Source organism: Marivirga sp. (assembly GCF_024636815.1).
GTDB lineage: Bacteria > Bacteroidota > Bacteroidia > Cytophagales > Cyclobacteriaceae > Marivirga.
Map to the genome: position 1 here is coordinate 13,977 of NZ_JAGXGF010000040.1, position 19,957 is coordinate 33,933.

Consider the following 19,957-nt stretch of genomic DNA (forward strand, 5'->3'; position numbering starts at 1 on the left):
AGGTATGCAATACAAATTGCATTAGCATTTACTTGACTTTACTAACCCTTTGATTTCGTATAATCTTCATATTTCTGAATGATATCAATAAAACTTTGAGCTATTTTGATTTCATTATATTCGTTTTTTATTAGAGCAGCCGCATTCTTTTCAAGCTTTTCTTTAAGTTCATAATCTGCTTTTAATTTTAGTATTGAATTTGCGATAGCATTAGGCGTACTCTTGCAGAGTAGAATATCAAGTCCATCCGTAAATAATTCCCTTACGCCCTTAGTATCCCTACTTATTATGGCCTTGCCAATTGATGCGTAATGATATATTTTATTAGGTATAACAAGATCAGCTTTTAGGGAATCACCAAAAATACCAAGGCATATATCAAAGGAATTAATAGTCTCATTTAATTTTTCATATTCAATATTACCCTTAAAAGTAATATTGCTTAGTTTTTCTTTTTGGGCTATTCCTTTTGCTTTTTTAAAGGTATATCCACCTCCTATGATTTCAAATGAAATATCGGTTTGGTCTTTTAATAAGGCAGCAGCCCGGACTATTTTTTCAGCTCCTTGTAAAGGAACAAAACTACCATAAAAGCCTACTTTAAAAAGCTTGTCCTTCTTCGGTGCTTTTTCAGCAGGGAAGAAAAGGTTTGTGTCTGACCCAATATAAAGTGGAAAAACCGTTTGAGGATTTAACTTGAACTTCCCAATGAAATAATCTCGATGTGAACGGGTGTCAGTCAGTAAAATATCAGCCTTTTTGAAAGGAATAAGGTCTAAGAAGTACTTTATAGGTAATTTCCAAAAATGACCATAATCCAGCTTGGTTAGATATTTTGAGATTAACGGATCAAAAATGATGGGGGTATTAGTATAGCTTTTTAGAAAACCTACGTCTTTATGACGAAATGGTGGTATAAAGATGTAATCAGCCCAGTCAGCCTTAATTTTAAAATTATTTTTATCAAAAGAGGATCTTTTCGGAATTGAGTAATACGCTAGATGTACACTTTCAAATTTTTCTAAGCCACTTCTGAGAACTTTTACCCTATTGTAATTAAAGTCAGATTTCCCAGCAAATAAAATATTCATTCTTATAGATCAAGCGTATTAAATAGATTAAATTTTCAATGACTCCTTCTGATGCATTCTAAAATTACAAAAGAGAAGCTAATAAGTCTAATCATCAATTAGTATTTCCTGAAAAAGGACTCTCATTTACCAATAGTATTGTCAATAAAGAAAGTTCGAAGGCAGATATTAGCCATTACCTTACAGCTCTTAATACTCCACGTCTTAAATATGGAGGTTTAAAAGTTTTAGGTTCAGGAAATATCATGTATCCATCCGCAAAGGAAACTTCGAACTTTCTGTCCTTTAGATAGGCCTTGAATTTGTCTTCATCATAAGGTTTGTGATAGCAACAAAGCGCTATTTTCAAATTTTGATTTTCTGCAATAATTTTTTCCGCACCCTTCAAAATATCACCTTCTGCTCCTTCAGCATCCACTTTTAGGAAATTAAAGCTTTCTTTGTCCTTGAAATATTCGTCTAAGGATACATTTTCTGCATCGTTTACATCTGATACAAATTTATTGACAATGACCACTTTGTCCTTCCAGGGAGCAAAAGTGGCTTGAAGTGCTTCGATCCATCTTTCATCTGTTTCAAACAGGTAGACTTTCTTTACTTTTTCAATTACTTCTAAGGCTAAGTTGCCTTCGGCTGCACCCACATCAACTAAGATGTCATTTTTTTCAAGATCAAACCTGTCAGTCAAATAGCGATGAGGAGACTTCTTGTCTTGCTCAATTTTAAGAAAATTGTAGTTTCTGCGGACTCCTCTCTTCGAAGACTTCCTTTTAAAATATAATCGCTTTCCTTCAGTAATAATATATTTAAGTTGATTGGAAGAATCAATAAAAACTTCGATATCCGAACGTTTATATTTTTCTTGAAAGGGATAAGGAAAAACACTAAATCCGGATTCTTTCAAATATTCAAGTGCATCACTCTTCTCCTGATCAATAAATTCCTTCTCAGTTGAATTGTAATGGTTCAGTACGGTAGATTTTAGTTTGTTTTTTTCAATCGGCCGCCTTATAAATTTGGGGACCAGTTTGCGCAATAGTTTATTCAAAACAAGTTTTTAAGTTCAGATATATTTTAATGCTAAAGCAGAGGATCGTTTGGAATGAAAAGTAGCAGCGAAATATTTCATTCTTTAAGGACTATTTTATTCCATCAAAAAAATCGTTCTGTATTCGCAAAATAAGGGAATTAATTTGACATTTTAATTACAGCACCACGATTAATGAAGAACCCAGATATCGATCTAGATAGGATCACTGATCTCTAATTATCTATATGTAATTTCTCTCTTTTCAGTTGCCAGCTTTAAGCCCCAATGATTTCCTCAAAAAAGGATTCATATTTATTAATGGTATTTTCAATTGAGAATTTGTCAAATGCAGTTGTTCTTCCATTTTCAAGAAGCTTTTTCCTTAAATCTTGATCTTCTACTAACCGTTTGATTTGATTGGCAAAGTCTTCGTAATTTTCATTTTCATACAATAAACCGTTTTCATTATGTTGGACCACATCAGGAATTCCCGCATAGTTCGTTGCAACAACCGGAGTGCCCATTGCCATGCTTTCAACCAAAGTAAGTCCAAAACCATCCATATTTGACGGCAATACATTTACGGTCATCAGTGTATAGTATTGAATCACTGTGGCTTTATCTTCTACTATTCCTAAGCATTTAACTTCTTGAGGGACATCGTGAATATCTGGCTCGTCAGGAAATCGGTTTCTATAACTCTCTTCTTCCAAGCCAACATATAGTACTTTCCAATTGCTTGGAAGAAATTGTAAAGCCTTAACAAATTGCGGTTGGTTTTTGTAACGTGCCACGCATCCTATGACAATGTCGTCATCCGTGTAGCCTAGTTCTTTCTGTAATTTGTTTCTTAATTCTAAATTGGGCTGGTATTGATCTGTTGGGGTTCCGTTGTGAATTACTTTTATTTTGTTTTCATGGATGCCTCTTTCAATAAAGATTTTCTTTAGCGCTTCGCTTACTACTACCACTTGATCACAAAAGTAATTATTGAATATATTTTGGAAGAATCTATTCAGTCCTATCATTTTCTTAGGATTTTGCCTTCTGGTTTGAACAATTTTCACTTTTTTTCTGGCCAGAAAATTAACCATGGGTCCAACGTAACGATCGTTTGATGATTGAGCGTTGATGATTTCAATATTTTCTTTCTCGATAAGGTCTTTGATTAGAGAACGCGTGACTTTGTCCGTTTTCCCAGTAAAAGGCATGTACACTCTTTTAACCTTCGAATTTTGAACTAAGCTGTCCAAAAAAGTATCTTGTAGCAATCCCAGAAAAACATTGTGATTTCTTTCGGCCAGGCCTTTGGCTAAATACGAAATACTGTAGGTAGAACCAGCTACACCACCCTGCGCACAAAGAATAAGAATATTCATAATAAAATTTATAAAAATTTAAGAATTATTAAGTATAACCTTCTCTCCATTTTTGGGTTATATACTATAATTAAACTAGTTTGTGGGAGAGCGCATGTCATACGAAAACAAAGATAAACAAAGAGTATTCAATGAAGAATTTATGCCGCATATAGATGCGATGTATAATTTTGCATTTAGGCTTACTTTGGATGAAGACGATGCCAAGGATTTGGTGCAAGAGACCTTCATGAAAGCCTATCGATTCATCAATTCTTTCGAAACGGGAACGAATGCGAAAGCTTGGCTGTTTCGAATCTTGAAGAATAGTTTTATTAATAATTATAGGAAAAAGAGTAAACAACCTAATAAGGTAGATTATCAGGAAGTAGAATCATATTATAATTCCGATTCTGTAAATGAGAATATTACTACCGATCTTAGGGTAGAAACTGTTCAGCATTTAATTGGGGATGAAATAACCAATGCACTCAATTCTCTTGATGTGGATTTCAGAACTGTAATTATTTTGTGTGACCTAGAGGGCTTTACTTATGAGGAAATGGCTAAGATTTTAGACATCCCTATAGGAACCGTCAGGAGTAGATTGCACAGAGCAAGAAATTTATTGAAAGAGAAATTAAAACAATATGCTAGTTCCTTAGGCTATAAGGATAAACGAAAATAATTAGAGGAGATTTTTAGGTGAGGAAAACATTGGGCATATTTGCATAATAAAGGTAACCGCCAAAATTTTTTAATAAACGAGCAAACCATGGAACTTGAGCAAAACCAAGCGTGTACAGAACTACTACTTTTGGTAATAGACGGACAAGCTACTGAAGAGCAACATCAAGAATTGATGAGACATTTGGAAGAATGCGAAAGCTGCAGAGAGGAATATTTACTTAGTAAATCAATCAAAGATAGTCTCAAAAGCCATATAAAAATCAATGGCACTCCTAAAGATTTGGCAAACTCAATTCAAAATAAGATTTCTGAAACAGCTTCCTTAAAATGAAGAATTACGGTAAAGCAATTATCTTTTCAGCTCCATCCGGAGCTGGTAAAACCACTATAGTACAACATTTATTAGACAAACATCCTGAGTTAGGCTTTTCTATTTCTGCTTGCACGCGCGACAAAAGGGGTAGAACCGAAGTTGATGGAGTAGATTATTATTTCCTGACCCCTGAAGAATTTAAAAAACGTATTGATAAGGATGAGTTTGTAGAATGGGAAGAAGTCTATGAAGGGAACTTTTATGGAACATTGAAAGAAGAAGTTCAGAGAATATGGGATGCCGGCAAAGCTGTGATTTTTGATGTGGATGTAAAAGGCGGTTTAAAACTCAAAAAATATTTTGGAGATGATGCATTAGCCATTTTTGTAAAAGTCCCATCTTTAGAAGTACTGGAAGAAAGATTAAAAAATCGCAATTCAGAATCTTCATCTAGTTTATCGCAACGACTTTATAAAGCCAAATTTGAAATGACTTTTGAAAAAGAGTTTGATGTTACTTTAGTAAACGAAGATTTGGTGACCTCACTCAAAAAAGCAGAGGATATGGTAGCTGGTTTTATTGGAAAGTAATCTCATGGTTAAAAACGTAGGTCTGTTTTTTGGTTCTTTTAACCCCATTCATGTTGGGCATTTGATTATCGCTAACACCATGTTGGAAGAACCCGATATTGATGAAGTCTGGTTCGTAGTTTCTCCTCAAAGCCCATTTAAGAAGCAAAAATCGCTGGCACATGAATTTGATCGGTATGATTTAGTGGAAGCCGCTATAGCAGATCATTTTCACATGAAAGTAACGGATATTGAATTCAAAATGCCTAAACCGAGCTATACTGCGGATACCTTAGCCTATTTAACAGATCAACATCCTAATCATAAATTTAAATTAATCATAGGAGGTGATAATTTGAAGAGCTTTCCGAAGTGGAAAAATAGCGATGTTATTTTGCGTGATTATGGCTTACTAGTTTATCCCCGTCCTAATGCTAAAAAATCGGATCTGGAAGATCATGAAAATGTCCGTTTTGTGGAGGCACCAATGATGGATATATCGGCAACTTTTATTAGAAAATCCATAAAGAATAATCGTTCTGTAAAATATTTAGTGCCCGATGCGGTTTTAGATAGGATAAAAGGTAAAAAGCTATATATCTAAAAATTTTCTTTTTAAAGGTTCATTTATCAACCTTAACTTTAATATCTTGAACCCCATTTGAACCAGAAATATGAAAAAACTATTTACTGTCCTTATTTTATTTTACTCTTTTTTTCAAATCAATGCACAAGGAGTTAGGGGAGTAGTATATGGTGATGATGGAGAAATACTACCTTTTGCTACTATATATGTGCAAGAAACGGGTTCTGGCACTTCCACTAATCAAGAAGCTTATTATGAGCTGCAGCTGAAGAAAGGAAAATATACCCTCCAGTATAAATTTGTAGGTTATGAAACTGTAACCAAGAAGATTAACTTAGAAGACGGAAACCTTCAGTTAGATGTACAATTACCGAAGCAAAGTTTATTATTAGATGAAGTAACGACTTCTGCAAAAGCCACAGACCCTGCCAACTGGATGATGCGAAAAGCCATTGCGAAAAGCAGTTATCACCGCCAACAAATAGATGCCTATTCAGGAACAGTATATGTAAAAGGAAAGGGTAGAGTTACCGATATTCCTTTTTACTTAAAAAGTGTACTTAAAAAAGAAGGAATTGATACGGAAACGATGATCATTACTGAATCGGTAAGTGAAGTGAGTTACCGAAGACCTAACCAGTTCTCTGAAAAAGTAATTTCTATTTATGCTTCCAAGAAAACCGATTTCAATGCAAATCCTATGCGATTTATTGCCGGAAGCTTCTATCAAGATGAAATAGCTTCCGTTATTTCCCCACTATCTTCCAAAGCATTCCGATATTATAAATTTAAGCATTTAGGTGCTTTTATGGACGGAGATAACTTGATTAATAAAATTAAGGTAATTCCAAAAGTACCTGCCCCTAACGTATTTGAAGGTGAAATTCAGTTGGTGGAAGAGGATTGGGCTTTATATAGAGTGGATTTGAAGGCTCAAATTGAGTTGGGAATCGATGTTAGAATCCGACAGGTTTATCAAAACATTAGAAATTTGGCTTGGATGCCTATTACCCATCAATTTGATGTAGATGGAAAGATAATGGGGGTAGGTTTTGAAGGGAAATATTTGGCTTCCATGAGTAATTATAATATTGAATTGAATCCTGCTTTGCCCAGAAATATTAAGATTTTAGATAAGGATGATGTTGAACAGGGGAAAATGACTGAGGAGATTATTCAGGAGGCAAAGGATTTGGTTGTTGTCGATAAGCAAGATCAAGTCGCAGTAAAGTCGGAGGATTTGTCCGATATCATGAAGAATTACAAAAAATCGCAGCAAGATTCATTAGCTAAACAGGATATAATTGGCGTTTATAACTTTAAAGTAGATTCAGGGGCTTACAATCAAGATTCTATGTTTTGGGCACAAATACGCCCTATTCCTCTTTCGACAGATGAAAGTCGAGGTTACGCAAAAATTGATAGTTTAAATATTATTGAAGATTTAAAAGTATCAGAAGATTCTGTAAAAAGTGTAAAAAAATCGAGCTTTCAGATAGCTGATATTTTAGTGGGTGGTAACTATAGGCTAGACAGCGCTAAAAGACTTTATTTTAAAATTTATAATCCAATTTTAAATATTCAGTTTAATACTGTAGAAGGGTTGAATATGGATTATAGCATTGGATTAAAGCGATTTATACCTATAAAATTTGATACTACCTTAGATAAATCATCAGTTGACAGAACCTACTTCAACCGGAATTCCTATGCTCTCTTAAAACCAACAGTTCGCTATTCAGTGGCACGAAATAAAGTAATAGGTAAAATATTGGCGAAATATCAATTTAAAACCGGTGATGTTGAGTTTAGGGCAGGTCGTTACATACAACAATTTAATGACGCACCGGCAGTTACTCCTCTTATCAATACAAGTTTTACAACCCTATGGGAACAAAACTTCATGAAGATTTATGAGAAGGATTTTATGAAGTTAAATTTTGAAAGAAAGTTCTCAGTAAAAATGGGGATGTCAGCGGAATTAGAATATCAGGAAAGAAAAAGATTAAATGATAATGCAGATTTCAGTATTGTGGATTGGGAAAGAGAATTCACACCGAATTTTCCAGTAAATATTAATCCTGTAGATGATTTTGATGGTCAAAATGCATTGACAGCAAATGTAAAATTCTATTATCAGCCATTTATTAAATATGTAATTCGAAATGGTATTAAAAGACCGGTGAACCAGCGGCCTACCCGATTTGAATTGGAATATTATAAAGGATTTAAAGGTGTTGTGGGCAGCGATGTTGATTTTGATAGGCTGGTTATTGGGTATAAAGATGAATATGACTTTGGAGCAAAAGGAAGAACCTATTTTAACTCCAGAATGGGAGTATTCCTTAATAATAATAACTTAGGATTCATGGATTATGCTCACTTTCCGGGTAATAAAGCATTCATTACGCAAAATGATCCTGTGGAATCATATAGACTATTGGATTATTATAGATTCAGTACCGATCAGTTCTACGCACAATATTTTATTTTTCACCGATTCAGGAAATTTTTAATCACTCAAATTCCAGCTACTCGTTTTATGGGGTTGAAAGAAGGGATCTTCATAAATCACCTTTTCACACCTGAGAGTAATAATTATACAGAGTTAGGCTACTCTTTGGATGGGATATTGAAATTTTTCCGAATAGAAATTGCTACTCAATATGAGAACATGCAATATAAGGGCTGGGGTTTAAGAGTTGGAATTGCCACTACACTTGGTGGAAATATTTCAATTAATGTTTCTGATGACGAATGATTAAGTGTCTATTTTTGAAGTGAAATTCAATATTTTGGGCAGTTCAATTTCAAATTTAGTATGCTCTTTTTCTTCTAAAACCATATTGAATTTCCCCGATAATTTCTGAATACATTGCTTAACAGTATAAAGACCAATACTTATATTCTCAAATTTATTTTGAGCCTTTGAAAAACTGCTTATCAATTTAGAGGTTTCCGCATCCATTAATTTCAGGTCAAATAATTTGAAAGTTATATGGATACTTTGTTCGTTTTCCGTAATGTAAAAGCCAATTTTGTAATCATCAGACTGTTCGCTTTTCATAAATTGCAATGAATTCTGGAGCATATTAAAAATAATCAGACGAACCAGAGCCTCATCAGAATAATAAATCAAATGGTCTTCCATTTGAATATCTAAGTTAAAATCATTTATATTTTCAATGTAGGCAACTTCATTAAAGCATTCCTGAACGATAGCCTTGAAATCTATTAATGAAGTTTCAACAGTTTTCTCATTTAGTTCACTAATTAATTTCAGTTCATCAATAATAACATTGAGTCTAAGTGCAGCTTTATCCAACATGCCAAAATATTCTAATGCTTTTGCGTCATTCACATCCTGCATGGCCAAATCACAAATCCCCATCAGCCTTACAATAGGGCCTTTTATATCGTGCGAAGACTTATATATAAAGTTGTCTAATTCCAAGCTGGTGGTGCGTAAACTCTCATTTACTTTTTTTAATTCATAATTTCGTTTATCAACCGTACCTGCTAATTGCTCGTTTAATATTTCCAGTTCATCTTTTTGAAGGCTGATTACATTTTTTGCCCGTTCTAGTTCTTTTAAATTAATCTCTAAATATTCCTTTTGAGATTCAATTTCTTCTTTTTGAGCTTCAACTTTGTTATTTTGCTTTTTTAATGTGCTATTGATCTTCTTGTTGCGCTGGTAGATCAATATCATCAGGAAAGAAAAGGGCGTGACCAAAATGAGAAGTGAGATATATACTAAATTTTGAAAGCTTTTTTCTTTCAATGCAATTTCACTTTCTTGTAGTTTCATCCTATTCTTATTTTCTTCAAGTTTCAAGGGTATTAAAGACAAGTTTCTTTCAAGAGCATCCAAATAGAGAGAGTCTTTTAGCGATATGAATTTTTCTAAATACTCATTTGATAATGGTGTTTCGCCTTTTTTCTTATATAGTTCAGCACTAACTCTATATACATCCAATACCAAACTCTTTGCTTTGATCTTGCCTGCTATGGAATCGCATTGATTAAGTAATCTTAGAGCTTGATCTGTATCTCCTTTTAACATTAATAGTTCTGCTTCCAAAAGATAGATTTCAGCTATTCCTTTTTGTTCACTTATTTCTTTTCTGATTTTTAAAGATTGGTCATAATAATACTTAGCAGAATCGTAATTTCCCTCAGCCATAGCTACTTGTCCCATACCTTTCAAAGCCACTGATTTCCAGTTTTTGTTTTCATTGTTTTTAGCTAAGGATAAAGAGGATTGAAAGTAAATACCAGCCTTTTTATAGTCCATCTTCGAAAGGTGTAAATTCCCTATATTGTTTTGTGAATAAATTACTAAATCAATATCCTCATTCCCTTGAGCAATTTTTAAGCCTCTGTTGAAATAATGAATGGCACTATCAAACATATGAGCCTGAGCATAAACTAAACCGATATTATTTAACGTATGTTCTAAACCATAAATAACTCCTAATTTTTGTTTCATCTGGTAAGATCGCATCAAATATTCGAGTGAATTTTGATAATTTCCTAAGCTGATATATACAAAACCGATATTGTTTAAGGCATTGTGAATCAGGAAAGAGTCATTAATTTTAAGGGCAATTTCAAGGGCTTGTAAGTTGTATTCTAAGGAGGGTTCAAATTCGCCTTTGTAATTGTATGTACCTCCTATAAGTCTAAGTGATTTAGAAATATTCCTTTGGTCTTCTGCTCTCCTGGAGAGAATTAAGGCTTGTTCTGCATATTTTAAGGCTGAATCAGGATGATTTAACCATGTTTCAAATATTAAAGAATGAAGAATTGCTATTCTTTCTTCTCCTTCTGCTTTAATCAATACTGACCGCAAACTGTCAGTTTTTGATTGAGACATCAGTTGTGTACTTAGAAAAATCAAAAGGACGATATATAAAAATCTTAACTTCAAATTTCTAATTGAATAATATTAATATTTGTAGTATTTAATATAGTCAATAAAATCCCAAATTGGAAGAGAGTATTTACTTATGTATATGTATATTCTTTTTGTTGATGTAATAATTGGAGTGATTTGGAAAAGTGATATTGAAAAAAAATACTATTTATAAATATTTACAGCCTCAGGATTATTTAATCCAATGACTTGAAAAGTATTAGATTATCTTACAATTGATGAGTGTCAAATAAAATTATTACCAGATTATTGATCATGTCACTCATTAATTCGGAGAAAAGATAAGCTTTTGCAAACAAAGTAATTTGAGTTTATGGCTTTGCGCAGTTGGCTTAAAATAAAAAAGCCTTTCAATTGGATTGAAAGGCTTCAAATATAAATAAGTTTTTGTATTCTTAGTTCACAGGTTCAACAGAAACATACGATCTGTCTTTTTTACCTCTTTTGAATTGAACCACTCCATTAGTAAGTGCGAATAATGTGTGATCTTTTCCCATACCCACGTTATCTCCCGGGTGATGAGCAGTACCACGCTGACGAACCAAAATGTTACCTGCAATTGCAGCTTGGCCACCATATATTTTCACACCTAATCGTTTACTTTCCGATTCTCTACCGTTTTTAGAACTACCAGCTCCTTTTTTGTGTGCCATGGTTTAAAATTTTATATAATTAATGTTTTATTTTAAAAGTGCTTTTGCTTGCTTTACCCACTCCTCAGATTCAATAACATCTTCAGATAATCCATCTATTTCAGCTATCTTTTTCTTGTCAGCAGCAGTTAATTTTGCTATTTGCTCAAAAGTAGTGAATCCAATTTCATTTAGCTTTTCACTATAAGTTGGTCCAATACCACTAATTTCACTTAAATCATCTTTAGCAGTTGATTTAGTTTCTTTCTTGCTTGAAGTACTTTTAGCTCCATTCAATGAAATAACTTCGATCAATACTTTTGTGAAATCTTGACGATGTCCATTTCTTTTCTTGTAGCCTTTTCTTCTTTTCTTTTTGAATACGACTACTTTATCGCCTTTAACATGACCAAGGATTTTCCCTGATACCTTTGCTCCTTTTACTAAAGGTGCACCTACTTCGACTTTTCCATCATTGTCTAATAACAATACTTTGTCGAACTCTACGGAAGCGCCATCTTCACCCTCCATTAATGGAGCGTATACGAACTGGTCTTGCGTTACTTTGAACTGCTTTCCGGCTATGTTTACAATTGCGTACATTGAAATAATTATTTATTAAGTATACTATTTCCCAAAAGGAATGCAAATATAGTGATTTTATTTAATGATACAAAAGCTATTACAGTACTCTTATTTGTCGCCCTGTTTTTTGTTCTACACATTTGATAAGCGATTGTAATATTGCTTCAAAAGGCATAAAATGCAAGCGGTAAAAGCGATATAAGTCGTTTTTAATTTAAATGGTAACCATTAAATGCTTAAAGTGCTTGCTTTAATTGCTTGTAATGCTTTACTTTGAAATATTCAGTCACTGAAAATAAATCAAAAGATGAAGGTAAACATTCCTGAGAAATACACCGACCTATATATAAAAGCTTTAGGGGATAAAAAGAAGGCTTTGCAAATGAAAATCAATCAATTCAAAGCTGAGATAGAAGAGATCGATAGTCACCTTTCCAATTTGGTTAATCTTCCTCTTTTTCAGGAAAATGAAGCTCAGAATTTATTGCATCAAAAAACAAATGCCTATCATGACCAATGGGCTTGGACGAAGAAAATTGCCTATTTTATCGATTTTAAGCGGAAGTTGGTCAAAACCAATGAGGTGGTGGATTTTATCATGGAAAAAGAACCAGGCCTTAATAAATCAAAAGTAAGGAGTTCAGTTTCAGCAGCTTTGTCCAATAAAATGAAGAAAGGAGTGTATCGTAAATTCGAAGATCCAGTCACAAGCAATACTTATTATGGACCGGTAGCTTATTTCTTAAATCAACATGAGCCACAGATTGAATTTATGCCGGAAGATCTGAAAGAGAGATTGTTATATAATAATTAAGTATGTAATAAAGTGCTCTTAAGGCCATTTTTATAAACCCTCTTTTGCTTGTGCTTGTGGAAAACTTTCCCAAGTTTTTTTAATGCTCCAATACGCCCGAAATTCCCCTAAGTGATGCTGAGATAAAAGGATTTAAGTAGCTGAAAAACAACTATATATATACTTATCCACAGCGCTCTGTCAGTAACTTTTTAGCCTTTGATTTTTCAGTAATCTTCCTAATATTTGTAAGCACAGCCAAGAAAATAGGGAAGAGAAAAAAGATTTTTGACTGCGTAATTTTTTCTATCTGCTTTAGTAAGAATTCATTAGTCTTAACCACCCCTGTTTTCTTTTAGGAATTTATTAAGAAACTAAAAAAATATTTCAAAGATGAGTGAAGTAACTACATTCCAAGACGAACCGATTTTGAAAGAGAACAAAGACCGCTTTGTTTTATTCCCTATACAACATAAAGACATTTGGGAATTTTATAAGATGGCGGAAGCTAGCTTCTGGACTGCTGAAGAGATCGATTTGAGCCAGGATCAAAAAGACTGGGAAAATCTGACGGATGGAGAAACACACTTTATAAAGCATGTACTTGCGTTCTTTGCAGCTAGTGATGGAATCGTTAACGAAAACCTGGCAGAGAATTTCGTAGCTGAAGTTCAATATACTGAAGCTAAGTTCTTCTATGGTTTCCAAATCGCGATGGAAAATGTTCACTCTGAAACTTATTCTCTTTTAATAGACACTTATGTAAAAGACAACAAAGAAAAGAGCAGTCTTTTCAATGCTATCGATACGATGGATTGTGTGAAGAAAAAAGCAGACTGGGCATTGCGTTGGATAGATGAGGGGAATTATGCTGAACGTTTGATTGCCTTTGCTGCTGTGGAAGGAATATTCTTCTCAGGTAGTTTCTGTTCTATCTTCTGGTTGAAGAAAAGAGGTCTAATGCCAGGTTTAACCTTCTCTAATGAATTAATCTCAAGAGACGAAGGATTGCACTGTGATTTTGCTTGTTTGCTTTACAATGACCATTTAGTAAATAAATTATCAAAAGAGAAAGTGACTTCTATCATTACTGATGCTGTGGAAATTGAAAAGGAATTTGTGACCGATTCATTGCCAGTGAAATTGATAGGAATGAATGCAGATTTGATGTGTCAGTACATCGAGTTTGTGGCGGATAGATTATTACAAGAATTAAGATGTGATAAAGTATATGGATCAAGCAATCCATTTGACTTTATGGAAATGATTTCACTGCAAGGTAAAACCAACTTCTTCGAAAAAAGAGTAGGGGATTACCAAAAAGCAGGTGTAATGAAAAAAGAAGAAGATAGCGATAAAGCTAAATTCTCTTTGGATGAAGACTTTTAGGATTTAATACATGCGTGTTCACACACGCATGTATTAAATCCGTGTTCCCGCGATGGCGGGAATCTTCAGGCTACTAGCCAAATGTTTGTTCAGAACGTCATTCCTGCCAAGGCAGGAATCTTGTCAGAACAGAAAGAAAATAAAAGAAACAAAGAACCCTCGCCTGATGCGGGGAACAAGAACCTATAACCCCATAAAAATAATAGCATGTTAGTTGTAAAAAGAGACGGTAGGAGAGAAACCGTTAAATTCGATAAAATTACTGCCCGCATAGAAAAACTATGCTACGGCCTAGATCTTAATTACATTCAGCCCATTGATGTGGCTAGAAAAGTAATCAATGGTATTTACGATGGTGTAACCACTCAGGAATTGGATAATTTAGCAGCAGAAACTGCTGCTTCCTTGACAGTGAAGCACCCAGATTATTCTAAGCTTTCTGCCAGAATTGCCATTTCCAATTTGCATAAAACCACTAGTAAGTCTTTCAGCAATACCATGAAAAGGCTTTACACGTATGTGGATGCTAAAACAGGACAAAATGCGCCTTTACTTTCTACAGAAACTTACGGGATCATCAAAAAACACGCGGCTCAATTAGATTCTGCTATTATCTATGACCGTGATTTTGGATACGATTTCTTTGGTTTCAAGACCTTGGAGCGTTCTTATTTGATGAAAGTGAACGGTAAAATTGTAGAGCGTCCGCAACATATGTTGATGAGAGTGGCGATTGGTATCCATGGGGAAGATATTGAATCAGCTGTCAAAACTTATAATTTGATGTCTGAAAAGTGGTTTACGCATGCTACACCAACTCTTTTCAATGCGGGTACTCCTAAACCACAATTATCATCTTGCTTCTTATTAACCATACAGGAAGATAGTATAGATGGAATTTATGATACCCTAAAACAAACGGCTAAGATCTCTCAATCAGCCGGAGGTATAGGACTAAGCATTCACAATGTAAGAGCAACAGGTTCATACATCAAAGGAACCGGTGGGGTTTCCAATGGTATTGTGCCGATGTTGAGAAACTTTGACATGACTGCAAGATATGTGGATCAAGGTGGTGGAAAAAGAAAAGGAAGTTTCGCTATTTACCTTGAGCCTTGGCATGCTGATATTTTTGATTTCCTGGATTTGAAAAAGAATCACGGGAAAGAAGAAATGCGTGCGCGTGATTTATTCTACGCCATGTGGATGTCAGATTTATTCATGAAAAGAGTGGAAGCTAATGCTGAATGGACTTTATTCGATCCGAATGAAGCACCTGGCTTAGATGAAGCTTATGGAGATGATTTTGAAAAACTTTATGAAAAATACGAGCGCGAAGGAAAAGGCAGAAAAACGGTAAAAGCACAAGAGCTTTGGTTCGAGATTTTAGAATCTCAAATTGAGACGGGTACGCCTTATATGTTATATAAAGATGCGGCTAATAAAAAGTCGAATCAGAAAAATCTGGGTACTATCAAGTCTTCAAACTTATGTACCGAGATTATGGAATACACTTCTAAAGATGAGGTGGCGGTTTGTAATCTGGCTTCTAATGCCTTGCCTATGTTTGTGCATGATGATGAGAACGGACAGAAGTTCTTCGACCATGATAAATTATATGATATCACTTATACGGCTACAGTAAACTTGAACCGTGTAATTGATGTGAATTATTACCCAGTGAAGGAAGCTAGAACTTCCAATATGAGACACAGACCAATTGGTTTGGGTGTTCAGGGATTGGCAGATGCTTTCATGTTATTGCGATATCCATTCGATTCACCGGAATCCAAGAAATTGAATAAGGAAATCTTTGAAACCATTTACTTTGCGGCTATGACCGCTTCTAAAGATTTGGCAATTAAAGAAGGCGCTTATGAAACTTATAAAGGTTCTCCAGTTTCTAAAGGGATTTTCCAATTCGATATGTGGAATGTAACACCATCAGAAAGATGGGATTGGACTAGCTTGAAACAAGAAGTGAAGAAAAATGGAGTGCGTAACTCATTATTGGTTGCGCCTATGCCAACCGCTTCTACTTCTCAGATTTTAGGAAACAATGAGTGCTTCGAGCCTTATACTTCTAATATCTACACCAGAAGAACTTTATCCGGTGAGTTTGTGGTAGTGAACAAGCATTTAATGCGTGACTTGATCGAAAGAGGCATGTGGAATGACAACATGAAGAATAAATTGATTGCGGCTAATGGTTCTGTTCAGGATATTGCGGATATTCCTCAGGATATCAAAGAGCTATATAAAACCGTTTGGGAGATATCTCAAAAATCAATTATTGATATGGCAGCCGATCGTGGTGCTTTCATTTGTCAGTCTCAGAGTATGAACTTATTCATGCAAGATCCGAACTTCGGAAAGATGACTTCTATGCATTTCTATGCCTGGAAGAAGGGTTTGAAAACCGGAATGTATTATTTACGTTCTAAAGCAGCAACGAGTGCTATTCAATTTACTGTTGATAAAAGTCAGTTGGATGAGCCGCAGCCGGAAAGTAAGCCTCAGGACATTAACCTCAATACAGATACTAAGGTGAAAAGACCAGTTAGTAACGGCAACGGAGCACAAGGGCAAGGGCCACAAGCCAATGCTGAAGATGACTTGGCCGCATTAAAAGCAGCACAAGTAGCCTGCTCATTGGATAATCCCGATGATTGCGAGATGTGCGGATCTTAAGTGAGATTTTTAGATACTAGATCTAAGATTATAGACTTTAAGATTTAAGAATATTGAAACCACCTGGGAAACTGGGTGGTTTTTTTGGTTTAAAGCTTAAAAATAGATGATTCATAGAGTTATTGGATTAATCTGAATATATGGGGAGGAGAATTTAATTAACCGCTTATTTAATCCCGACTTAAGAAGTATAAAGATTTTCTTTGCTAAACCATTAATATATTGCACTAACTGCTGCTCCCCTGTTTTAGGGGAGCTGTCCGAAGGACTGAAGGGTAGTAGTGTTTTTTTTACAGATGTTATATAACACCTTAAAATTATTTACAATACTCGCCTACATATATTCAGCACTATCAAATACAGTTTTTTAACTAATTTACTTTTACCCCTAGAATTATTGCTTGGAGTTAATGCCAATTATCAATTCTAATTATGGCGAATTTGCTACAATTAAAAGTCTAACCTGATTGAACAGTTATGAAATTGGTTCGATAACTGTATTATGAATTAATTGAAATTTCCATTTCCCCTCATCCTTCCTTATATTTACTTTTGTATTCACCAAAACAGAACCTAATGAAAACTCATCTATTGACCGGTCTTATTTTTGCTTTAATTGCAGCACCTTTAGCAATCTGGGGTTACTCCAAATTCCATCACCCAATGAAATATCTGGAAGAAGCTCAAGTAAAGGAAGTGATTCTAAAGCAAGATTTTCATGGAGCAAAAGTGGTTTTGAATGATGTCTATTTTGTGCATAGAAGAAATAAACCCAATAGACCCATTATTGCTTATTATGAAATTCCAGTCGAGATTTCGGCTTTTGTGGATTTGAAAGATATGGTGGTGAGTAGTGATCAAAATCGAAATATTACGATTCTTTTACCCGATCCTAAACTCGATGTTCCGAATTTCAAATGGGAGCAAGCAGAGTTTGAAAGTCTAAGAGTATTGGATTTGGATATCACGCTCTTTGAAAATAGAATGGAAGCGGCTATGAAGGAGATCAAGGAAATAGAAGCTGAAAGAAAGGATAAAATCACAAAAGCAGCGATTAATTCAGGGATACTAGAACTCACTAAATTGCAATTGTCTGAAGTTTTTGAGGCAATTTTTTTGCCACTCGATCAGGAAGTAAGCATTCGGTTTGCAGGGGATGAAACACCTGATGAATTTGAGAACTCGCTTATGACTTCAGGGGAGGTGTTAAATGATTTGGAAAAGGAGCTGTTGTCTTTTGATAAGCAAAAAGATATTGGGATGGAGTATTGAGTCATAGTTTTCGGGACACCCCCCAACCCCCCTCAAGGGGGGAGACTTCTTGATTTGATTTTTATTTCAAAATTTGAATTAGTATCATTTTTTCAATTTTTTAGCTTATGGATTATGAAAAAGTAGTGATGAAACTTAATTTCCTGATGAGATAAATCTGTGAGACTGTCCCCTTGAGGACTACAGGGGTGTTGCTTGAGGGGACTACAGGGGTGTTGTTTGAAGGATTACAGGTGTGTAGATTAGTAATGATGAAATGTTTATATTTATGTTTAAGAAATAAACCTAGTGTTTTGACCAAAAATAAGATTATCCCCTATAAACCATATCTTAAAGAATTAGCTCGAGAGTTAAGGAAAAACAGTACCCTGTCTGAAATATTGCTTTGGGAGCAAATTAAGGGAAGAAGATTAGGCGTCCAGTTTCATCGGCAAGTTCCAATGGATCACTATATTGTAGATTTTTATTGCCATGAATTAATGGTTGCAATTGAAGTAGATGGTTCTTCGCATGACAATGAAGAGGCTGTTAGGATTGATCAAGAAAGACAGAAAAGACTTGAGAAATTTGGAGTAAAATTCTTGAGGTTTGATGACTTGGATATTAAACATAGTATAGAAAATGTCATGAATTCTATCGAGGATTATATAAAGCAATCAGGACACTGACACCCCCCAACCCCCCGCCAGCTGGCGGGGGAGACTTCCTGATTTGATTTTTATTTCAAAATTTGAATTAGTATCATTTTTTCAATTTTTTAGTTTATGCATTATGAAAAAGTAGTGATGAAACTTATTATTTCCTGATGAGATAAATCTGTGAGACTGTCCCCTTGAAGGGGACTACAGGGGTGTTGCTTGAGGGGGTCATAGCATATTGAATTGCCATTATTAAGGTGGTAGTAAAGAATCAATCAGATGCCGTTCTTCAGAAAAAACTAATTTAATTTCTAAGCTTGATTTTCAAAGTAGAGATGCATTTCAATTGTAATTCATAATTTTATAATTCATAACTCTAATTACATGTAGCAACATACAATTCCTGTCTACGTATTGATTAAAAAAGCAATTATGGAAAATCATACTATAGATACATCACAAGACTTAGTTCAACTTCAATTAGACTTAATCAAAAAACGGAAAAGTCCGGTCGCTTTTTCGGAGCAGGAAGTTACAAAAGATCAACTCAACCAAATATTTGAAGCCACACGTTGGGCAGCATCTTGTTTTAATGAACAGCCTTGGCGATTTATAATAGCTACTAAAGATCAAAAAGATCTTTACAGTAGAGTTTTAAATGGCCTTAATCCGCATAATCAAAATTGGGCGCAAAATGCACCGGTCTTGATGCTCACTTTTGCCAAAAAAACATTTGAAATGAACGGAAAACCTAACATGCACAGCTGGCATGATCTAGGCTTGGCAGTAGGAAATATGTCTGCTCAAGCAACGGCTATGGGGCTTTATTTACACCAAATGGCCGGCATTGTCAGGGATAATATTCAAAATGATTTTGATATACCAGATGACTATGAAATTGTTTCGGGCATAGCATTAGGCTATAAAATGGACCTTGAAAACGTGCCTGAAGAATTAAAAGCCAGGGAAACCAAAGAGCGAACCAGAAAGTCACTTAGTGAGATCGTCTTTGATCAAGATTGGGGTAAAAGCAGTTTTTGATTATAAAAAATAGTATCTGGGAAAAGGACTAGAATTGGTGTTATGGGAGACACCCCCCAACCCCTGCCAGCTGCCGGGGGAGACTTCCTGATTTGATTTTTAATTCAAAATTTGAATTAGTATCATTTTTTCAATTTTTTAGTTTATGCATTATGATAAAGTAGTGATGAAACTTATTATTTCCTGATGAGATAAATCCGTGAGACTGTCCCCTTGAGGCTTTATGTTTGTAATGAGGTAGAAAATAGTCCTTGGAATTTTAATAAATTAAGGTTAGAAAATTTCAAACATTAAAATTCGCAAGGACTATGGAAACTCAAGTTAATGAAATTGATTACAG

The 19,957-nt window shown here is 34.6% G+C and carries 17 protein-coding genes and 1 pseudogene; 11 read left to right on the forward strand and 7 right to left on the reverse strand.

The features are described 5' to 3' along the window. Positions 1–41: 41 nt before the first annotated feature. The 3 genes from Q0L29_RS03370 to Q0L29_RS03380 form a co-directional block, all read right to left on the reverse strand. Positions 42–1,091, reverse strand: a complete 1,050-nt coding sequence (locus Q0L29_RS03370; protein ID WP_296619085.1) for a glycosyltransferase — start codon at positions 1,089–1,091, stop codon at positions 42–44. 175 nt (positions 1,092–1,266) lie between these two features. Then, a complete protein-coding gene (locus tag Q0L29_RS03375) occupies positions 1,267–2,139 on the reverse strand; it encodes an FkbM family methyltransferase (RefSeq protein WP_296619087.1) in 873 nt (290 codons plus the stop codon). A 257-nt stretch (positions 2,140–2,396) separates the two neighbouring features. Further along, positions 2,397–3,500: a glycosyltransferase family 4 protein gene (locus Q0L29_RS03380; protein WP_296619088.1), complete on the reverse strand. Its 1,104-nt coding sequence runs from the start codon at positions 3,498–3,500 to the stop codon at positions 2,397–2,399. A 94-nt stretch (positions 3,501–3,594) separates the two neighbouring features. Between Q0L29_RS03380 and Q0L29_RS03385 the strand changes: the two genes are divergently transcribed. From Q0L29_RS03385 to Q0L29_RS03405, 5 genes are all read left to right on the forward strand, one after another. Then, a complete protein-coding gene (locus Q0L29_RS03385) occupies positions 3,595–4,167 on the forward strand; it encodes a sigma-70 family RNA polymerase sigma factor (RefSeq protein WP_296619090.1) in 573 nt (190 codons plus the stop codon). Positions 4,168–4,254: 87 nt separating this feature from the next. Then, on the forward strand, positions 4,255–4,500 hold the full coding sequence (locus tag Q0L29_RS03390) for an anti-sigma factor (protein ID WP_296619091.1): 246 nt from the start codon (positions 4,255–4,257) through the stop codon (positions 4,498–4,500). Next, positions 4,497–5,072 carry a guanylate kinase gene (gmk, locus tag Q0L29_RS03395; RefSeq protein WP_296619092.1) on the forward strand — a complete coding sequence of 192 codons (576 nt, stop codon included), beginning with the start codon at positions 4,497–4,499 and terminating at the stop codon, positions 5,070–5,072. The genes Q0L29_RS03390 and gmk overlap by 4 nt, the downstream gene beginning before the upstream one ends. Positions 5,073–5,076: 4 nt before the next feature. Then, positions 5,077–5,655, forward strand: coding sequence for a nicotinate (nicotinamide) nucleotide adenylyltransferase (gene nadD / locus Q0L29_RS03400; RefSeq protein ID WP_296619094.1), 579 nt, complete (start codon positions 5,077–5,079; stop codon positions 5,653–5,655). A gap of 70 nt (positions 5,656–5,725) precedes the next feature. Beyond that, complete coding sequence (locus Q0L29_RS03405) at positions 5,726–8,398, forward strand: DUF5686 and carboxypeptidase regulatory-like domain-containing protein (protein WP_296619096.1); 2,673 nt, start codon at positions 5,726–5,728, stop codon at positions 8,396–8,398. Here Q0L29_RS03405 and Q0L29_RS03410 read toward each other — a convergent pair whose 3' ends face one another. From Q0L29_RS03410 to rplU, 4 genes and pseudogenes are all read right to left on the reverse strand, one after another. Next, positions 8,399–10,516, reverse strand: coding sequence for a tetratricopeptide repeat protein (locus Q0L29_RS03410; protein ID WP_296619098.1), 2,118 nt, complete (start codon positions 10,514–10,516; stop codon positions 8,399–8,401). 455 nt (positions 10,517–10,971) lie between these two features. Further along, positions 10,972–11,229: a 50S ribosomal protein L27 gene (gene rpmA, locus Q0L29_RS03415; protein ID WP_296619099.1), complete on the reverse strand. Its 258-nt coding sequence runs from the start codon at positions 11,227–11,229 to the stop codon at positions 10,972–10,974. 27 nt (positions 11,230–11,256) lie between these two features. Further along, positions 11,257–11,523, reverse strand: coding sequence for a helix-hairpin-helix domain-containing protein (locus Q0L29_RS03420; RefSeq protein WP_296619112.1), 267 nt, complete (start codon positions 11,521–11,523; stop codon positions 11,257–11,259). Continuing rightward, a pseudogene (rplU, locus tag Q0L29_RS03425) lies at positions 11,503–11,811 on the reverse strand (50S ribosomal protein L21); the annotation flags it as partial. The pseudogene rplU and the gene Q0L29_RS03420, both read right to left, overlap by 21 nt. 289 nt (positions 11,812–12,100) lie before the next feature. Here rplU and Q0L29_RS03430 point away from each other — a divergent pair. The 6 genes from Q0L29_RS03430 to Q0L29_RS03455 all read left to right on the forward strand — a co-directional run bounded on the left by Q0L29_RS03430 (position 12,101) and on the right by Q0L29_RS03455 (position 19,617). Next, positions 12,101–12,607: a hypothetical protein gene (locus Q0L29_RS03430; protein ID WP_296619101.1), complete on the forward strand. Its 507-nt coding sequence runs from the start codon at positions 12,101–12,103 to the stop codon at positions 12,605–12,607. 372 nt (positions 12,608–12,979) lie between these two features. After that, entirely contained in the window at positions 12,980–13,975 is a 996-nt protein-coding gene (locus Q0L29_RS03435; RefSeq protein ID WP_296619102.1) for a ribonucleoside-diphosphate reductase small subunit, read from the forward strand. A gap of 207 nt (positions 13,976–14,182) precedes the next feature. Next, on the forward strand, positions 14,183–16,666 hold the full coding sequence (locus tag Q0L29_RS03440) for a ribonucleoside-diphosphate reductase subunit alpha (RefSeq protein ID WP_296619104.1): 2,484 nt from the start codon (positions 14,183–14,185) through the stop codon (positions 16,664–16,666). 576 nt (positions 16,667–17,242) lie between these two features. Next, entirely contained in the window at positions 17,243–17,938 is a 696-nt protein-coding gene (locus Q0L29_RS03445) for a DUF4230 domain-containing protein (protein WP_296619106.1), read from the forward strand. A 293-nt stretch (positions 17,939–18,231) separates the two neighbouring features. Beyond that, positions 18,232–18,606 carry an endonuclease domain-containing protein gene (locus tag Q0L29_RS03450; RefSeq protein ID WP_296619109.1) on the forward strand — a complete coding sequence of 125 codons (375 nt, stop codon included), beginning with the start codon at positions 18,232–18,234 and terminating at the stop codon, positions 18,604–18,606. Positions 18,607–19,008: 402 nt separating this feature from the next. Next, positions 19,009–19,617 (forward strand): nitroreductase family protein, encoded by a 609-nt coding sequence (locus Q0L29_RS03455; RefSeq protein ID WP_296619110.1) that lies wholly within the window; start codon positions 19,009–19,011, stop codon positions 19,615–19,617. Positions 19,618–19,957: the final 340 nt, after the last annotated feature.

Coding starts and splice junctions, on each gene's coding strand:
- Q0L29_RS03455 (WP_296619110.1), top strand. CDS start 19,009: ATGGAAAATCATACTATAGATACATCACAAGACTTAGTTCAACTTCAA.
- Q0L29_RS03440 (WP_296619104.1), top strand. CDS start 14,183: ATGTTAGTTGTAAAAAGAGACGGTAGGAGAGAAACCGTTAAATTCGAT.
- Q0L29_RS03435 (WP_296619102.1), top strand. CDS start 12,980: ATGAGTGAAGTAACTACATTCCAAGACGAACCGATTTTGAAAGAGAAC.
- Q0L29_RS03430 (WP_296619101.1), top strand. CDS start 12,101: ATGAAGGTAAACATTCCTGAGAAATACACCGACCTATATATAAAAGCT.
- Q0L29_RS03445 (WP_296619106.1), top strand. CDS start 17,243: ATGAAAACTCATCTATTGACCGGTCTTATTTTTGCTTTAATTGCAGCA.
- Q0L29_RS03380 (WP_296619088.1), bottom strand. CDS start 3,500: ATGAATATTCTTATTCTTTGTGCGCAGGGTGGTGTAGCTGGTTCTACC.
- Q0L29_RS03385 (WP_296619090.1), top strand. CDS start 3,595: ATGTCATACGAAAACAAAGATAAACAAAGAGTATTCAATGAAGAATTT.
- rpmA (WP_296619099.1), bottom strand. CDS start 11,229: ATGGCACACAAAAAAGGAGCTGGTAGTTCTAAAAACGGTAGAGAATCG.
- Q0L29_RS03410 (WP_296619098.1), bottom strand. CDS start 10,516: ATGTCTCAATCAAAAACTGACAGTTTGCGGTCAGTATTGATTAAAGCA.
- gmk (WP_296619092.1), top strand. CDS start 4,497: ATGAAGAATTACGGTAAAGCAATTATCTTTTCAGCTCCATCCGGAGCT.
- Q0L29_RS03370 (WP_296619085.1), bottom strand. CDS start 1,091: ATGAATATTTTATTTGCTGGGAAATCTGACTTTAATTACAATAGGGTA.
- Q0L29_RS03405 (WP_296619096.1), top strand. CDS start 5,726: ATGAAAAAACTATTTACTGTCCTTATTTTATTTTACTCTTTTTTTCAA.
- Q0L29_RS03390 (WP_296619091.1), top strand. CDS start 4,255: ATGGAACTTGAGCAAAACCAAGCGTGTACAGAACTACTACTTTTGGTA.
- nadD (WP_296619094.1), top strand. CDS start 5,077: ATGGTTAAAAACGTAGGTCTGTTTTTTGGTTCTTTTAACCCCATTCAT.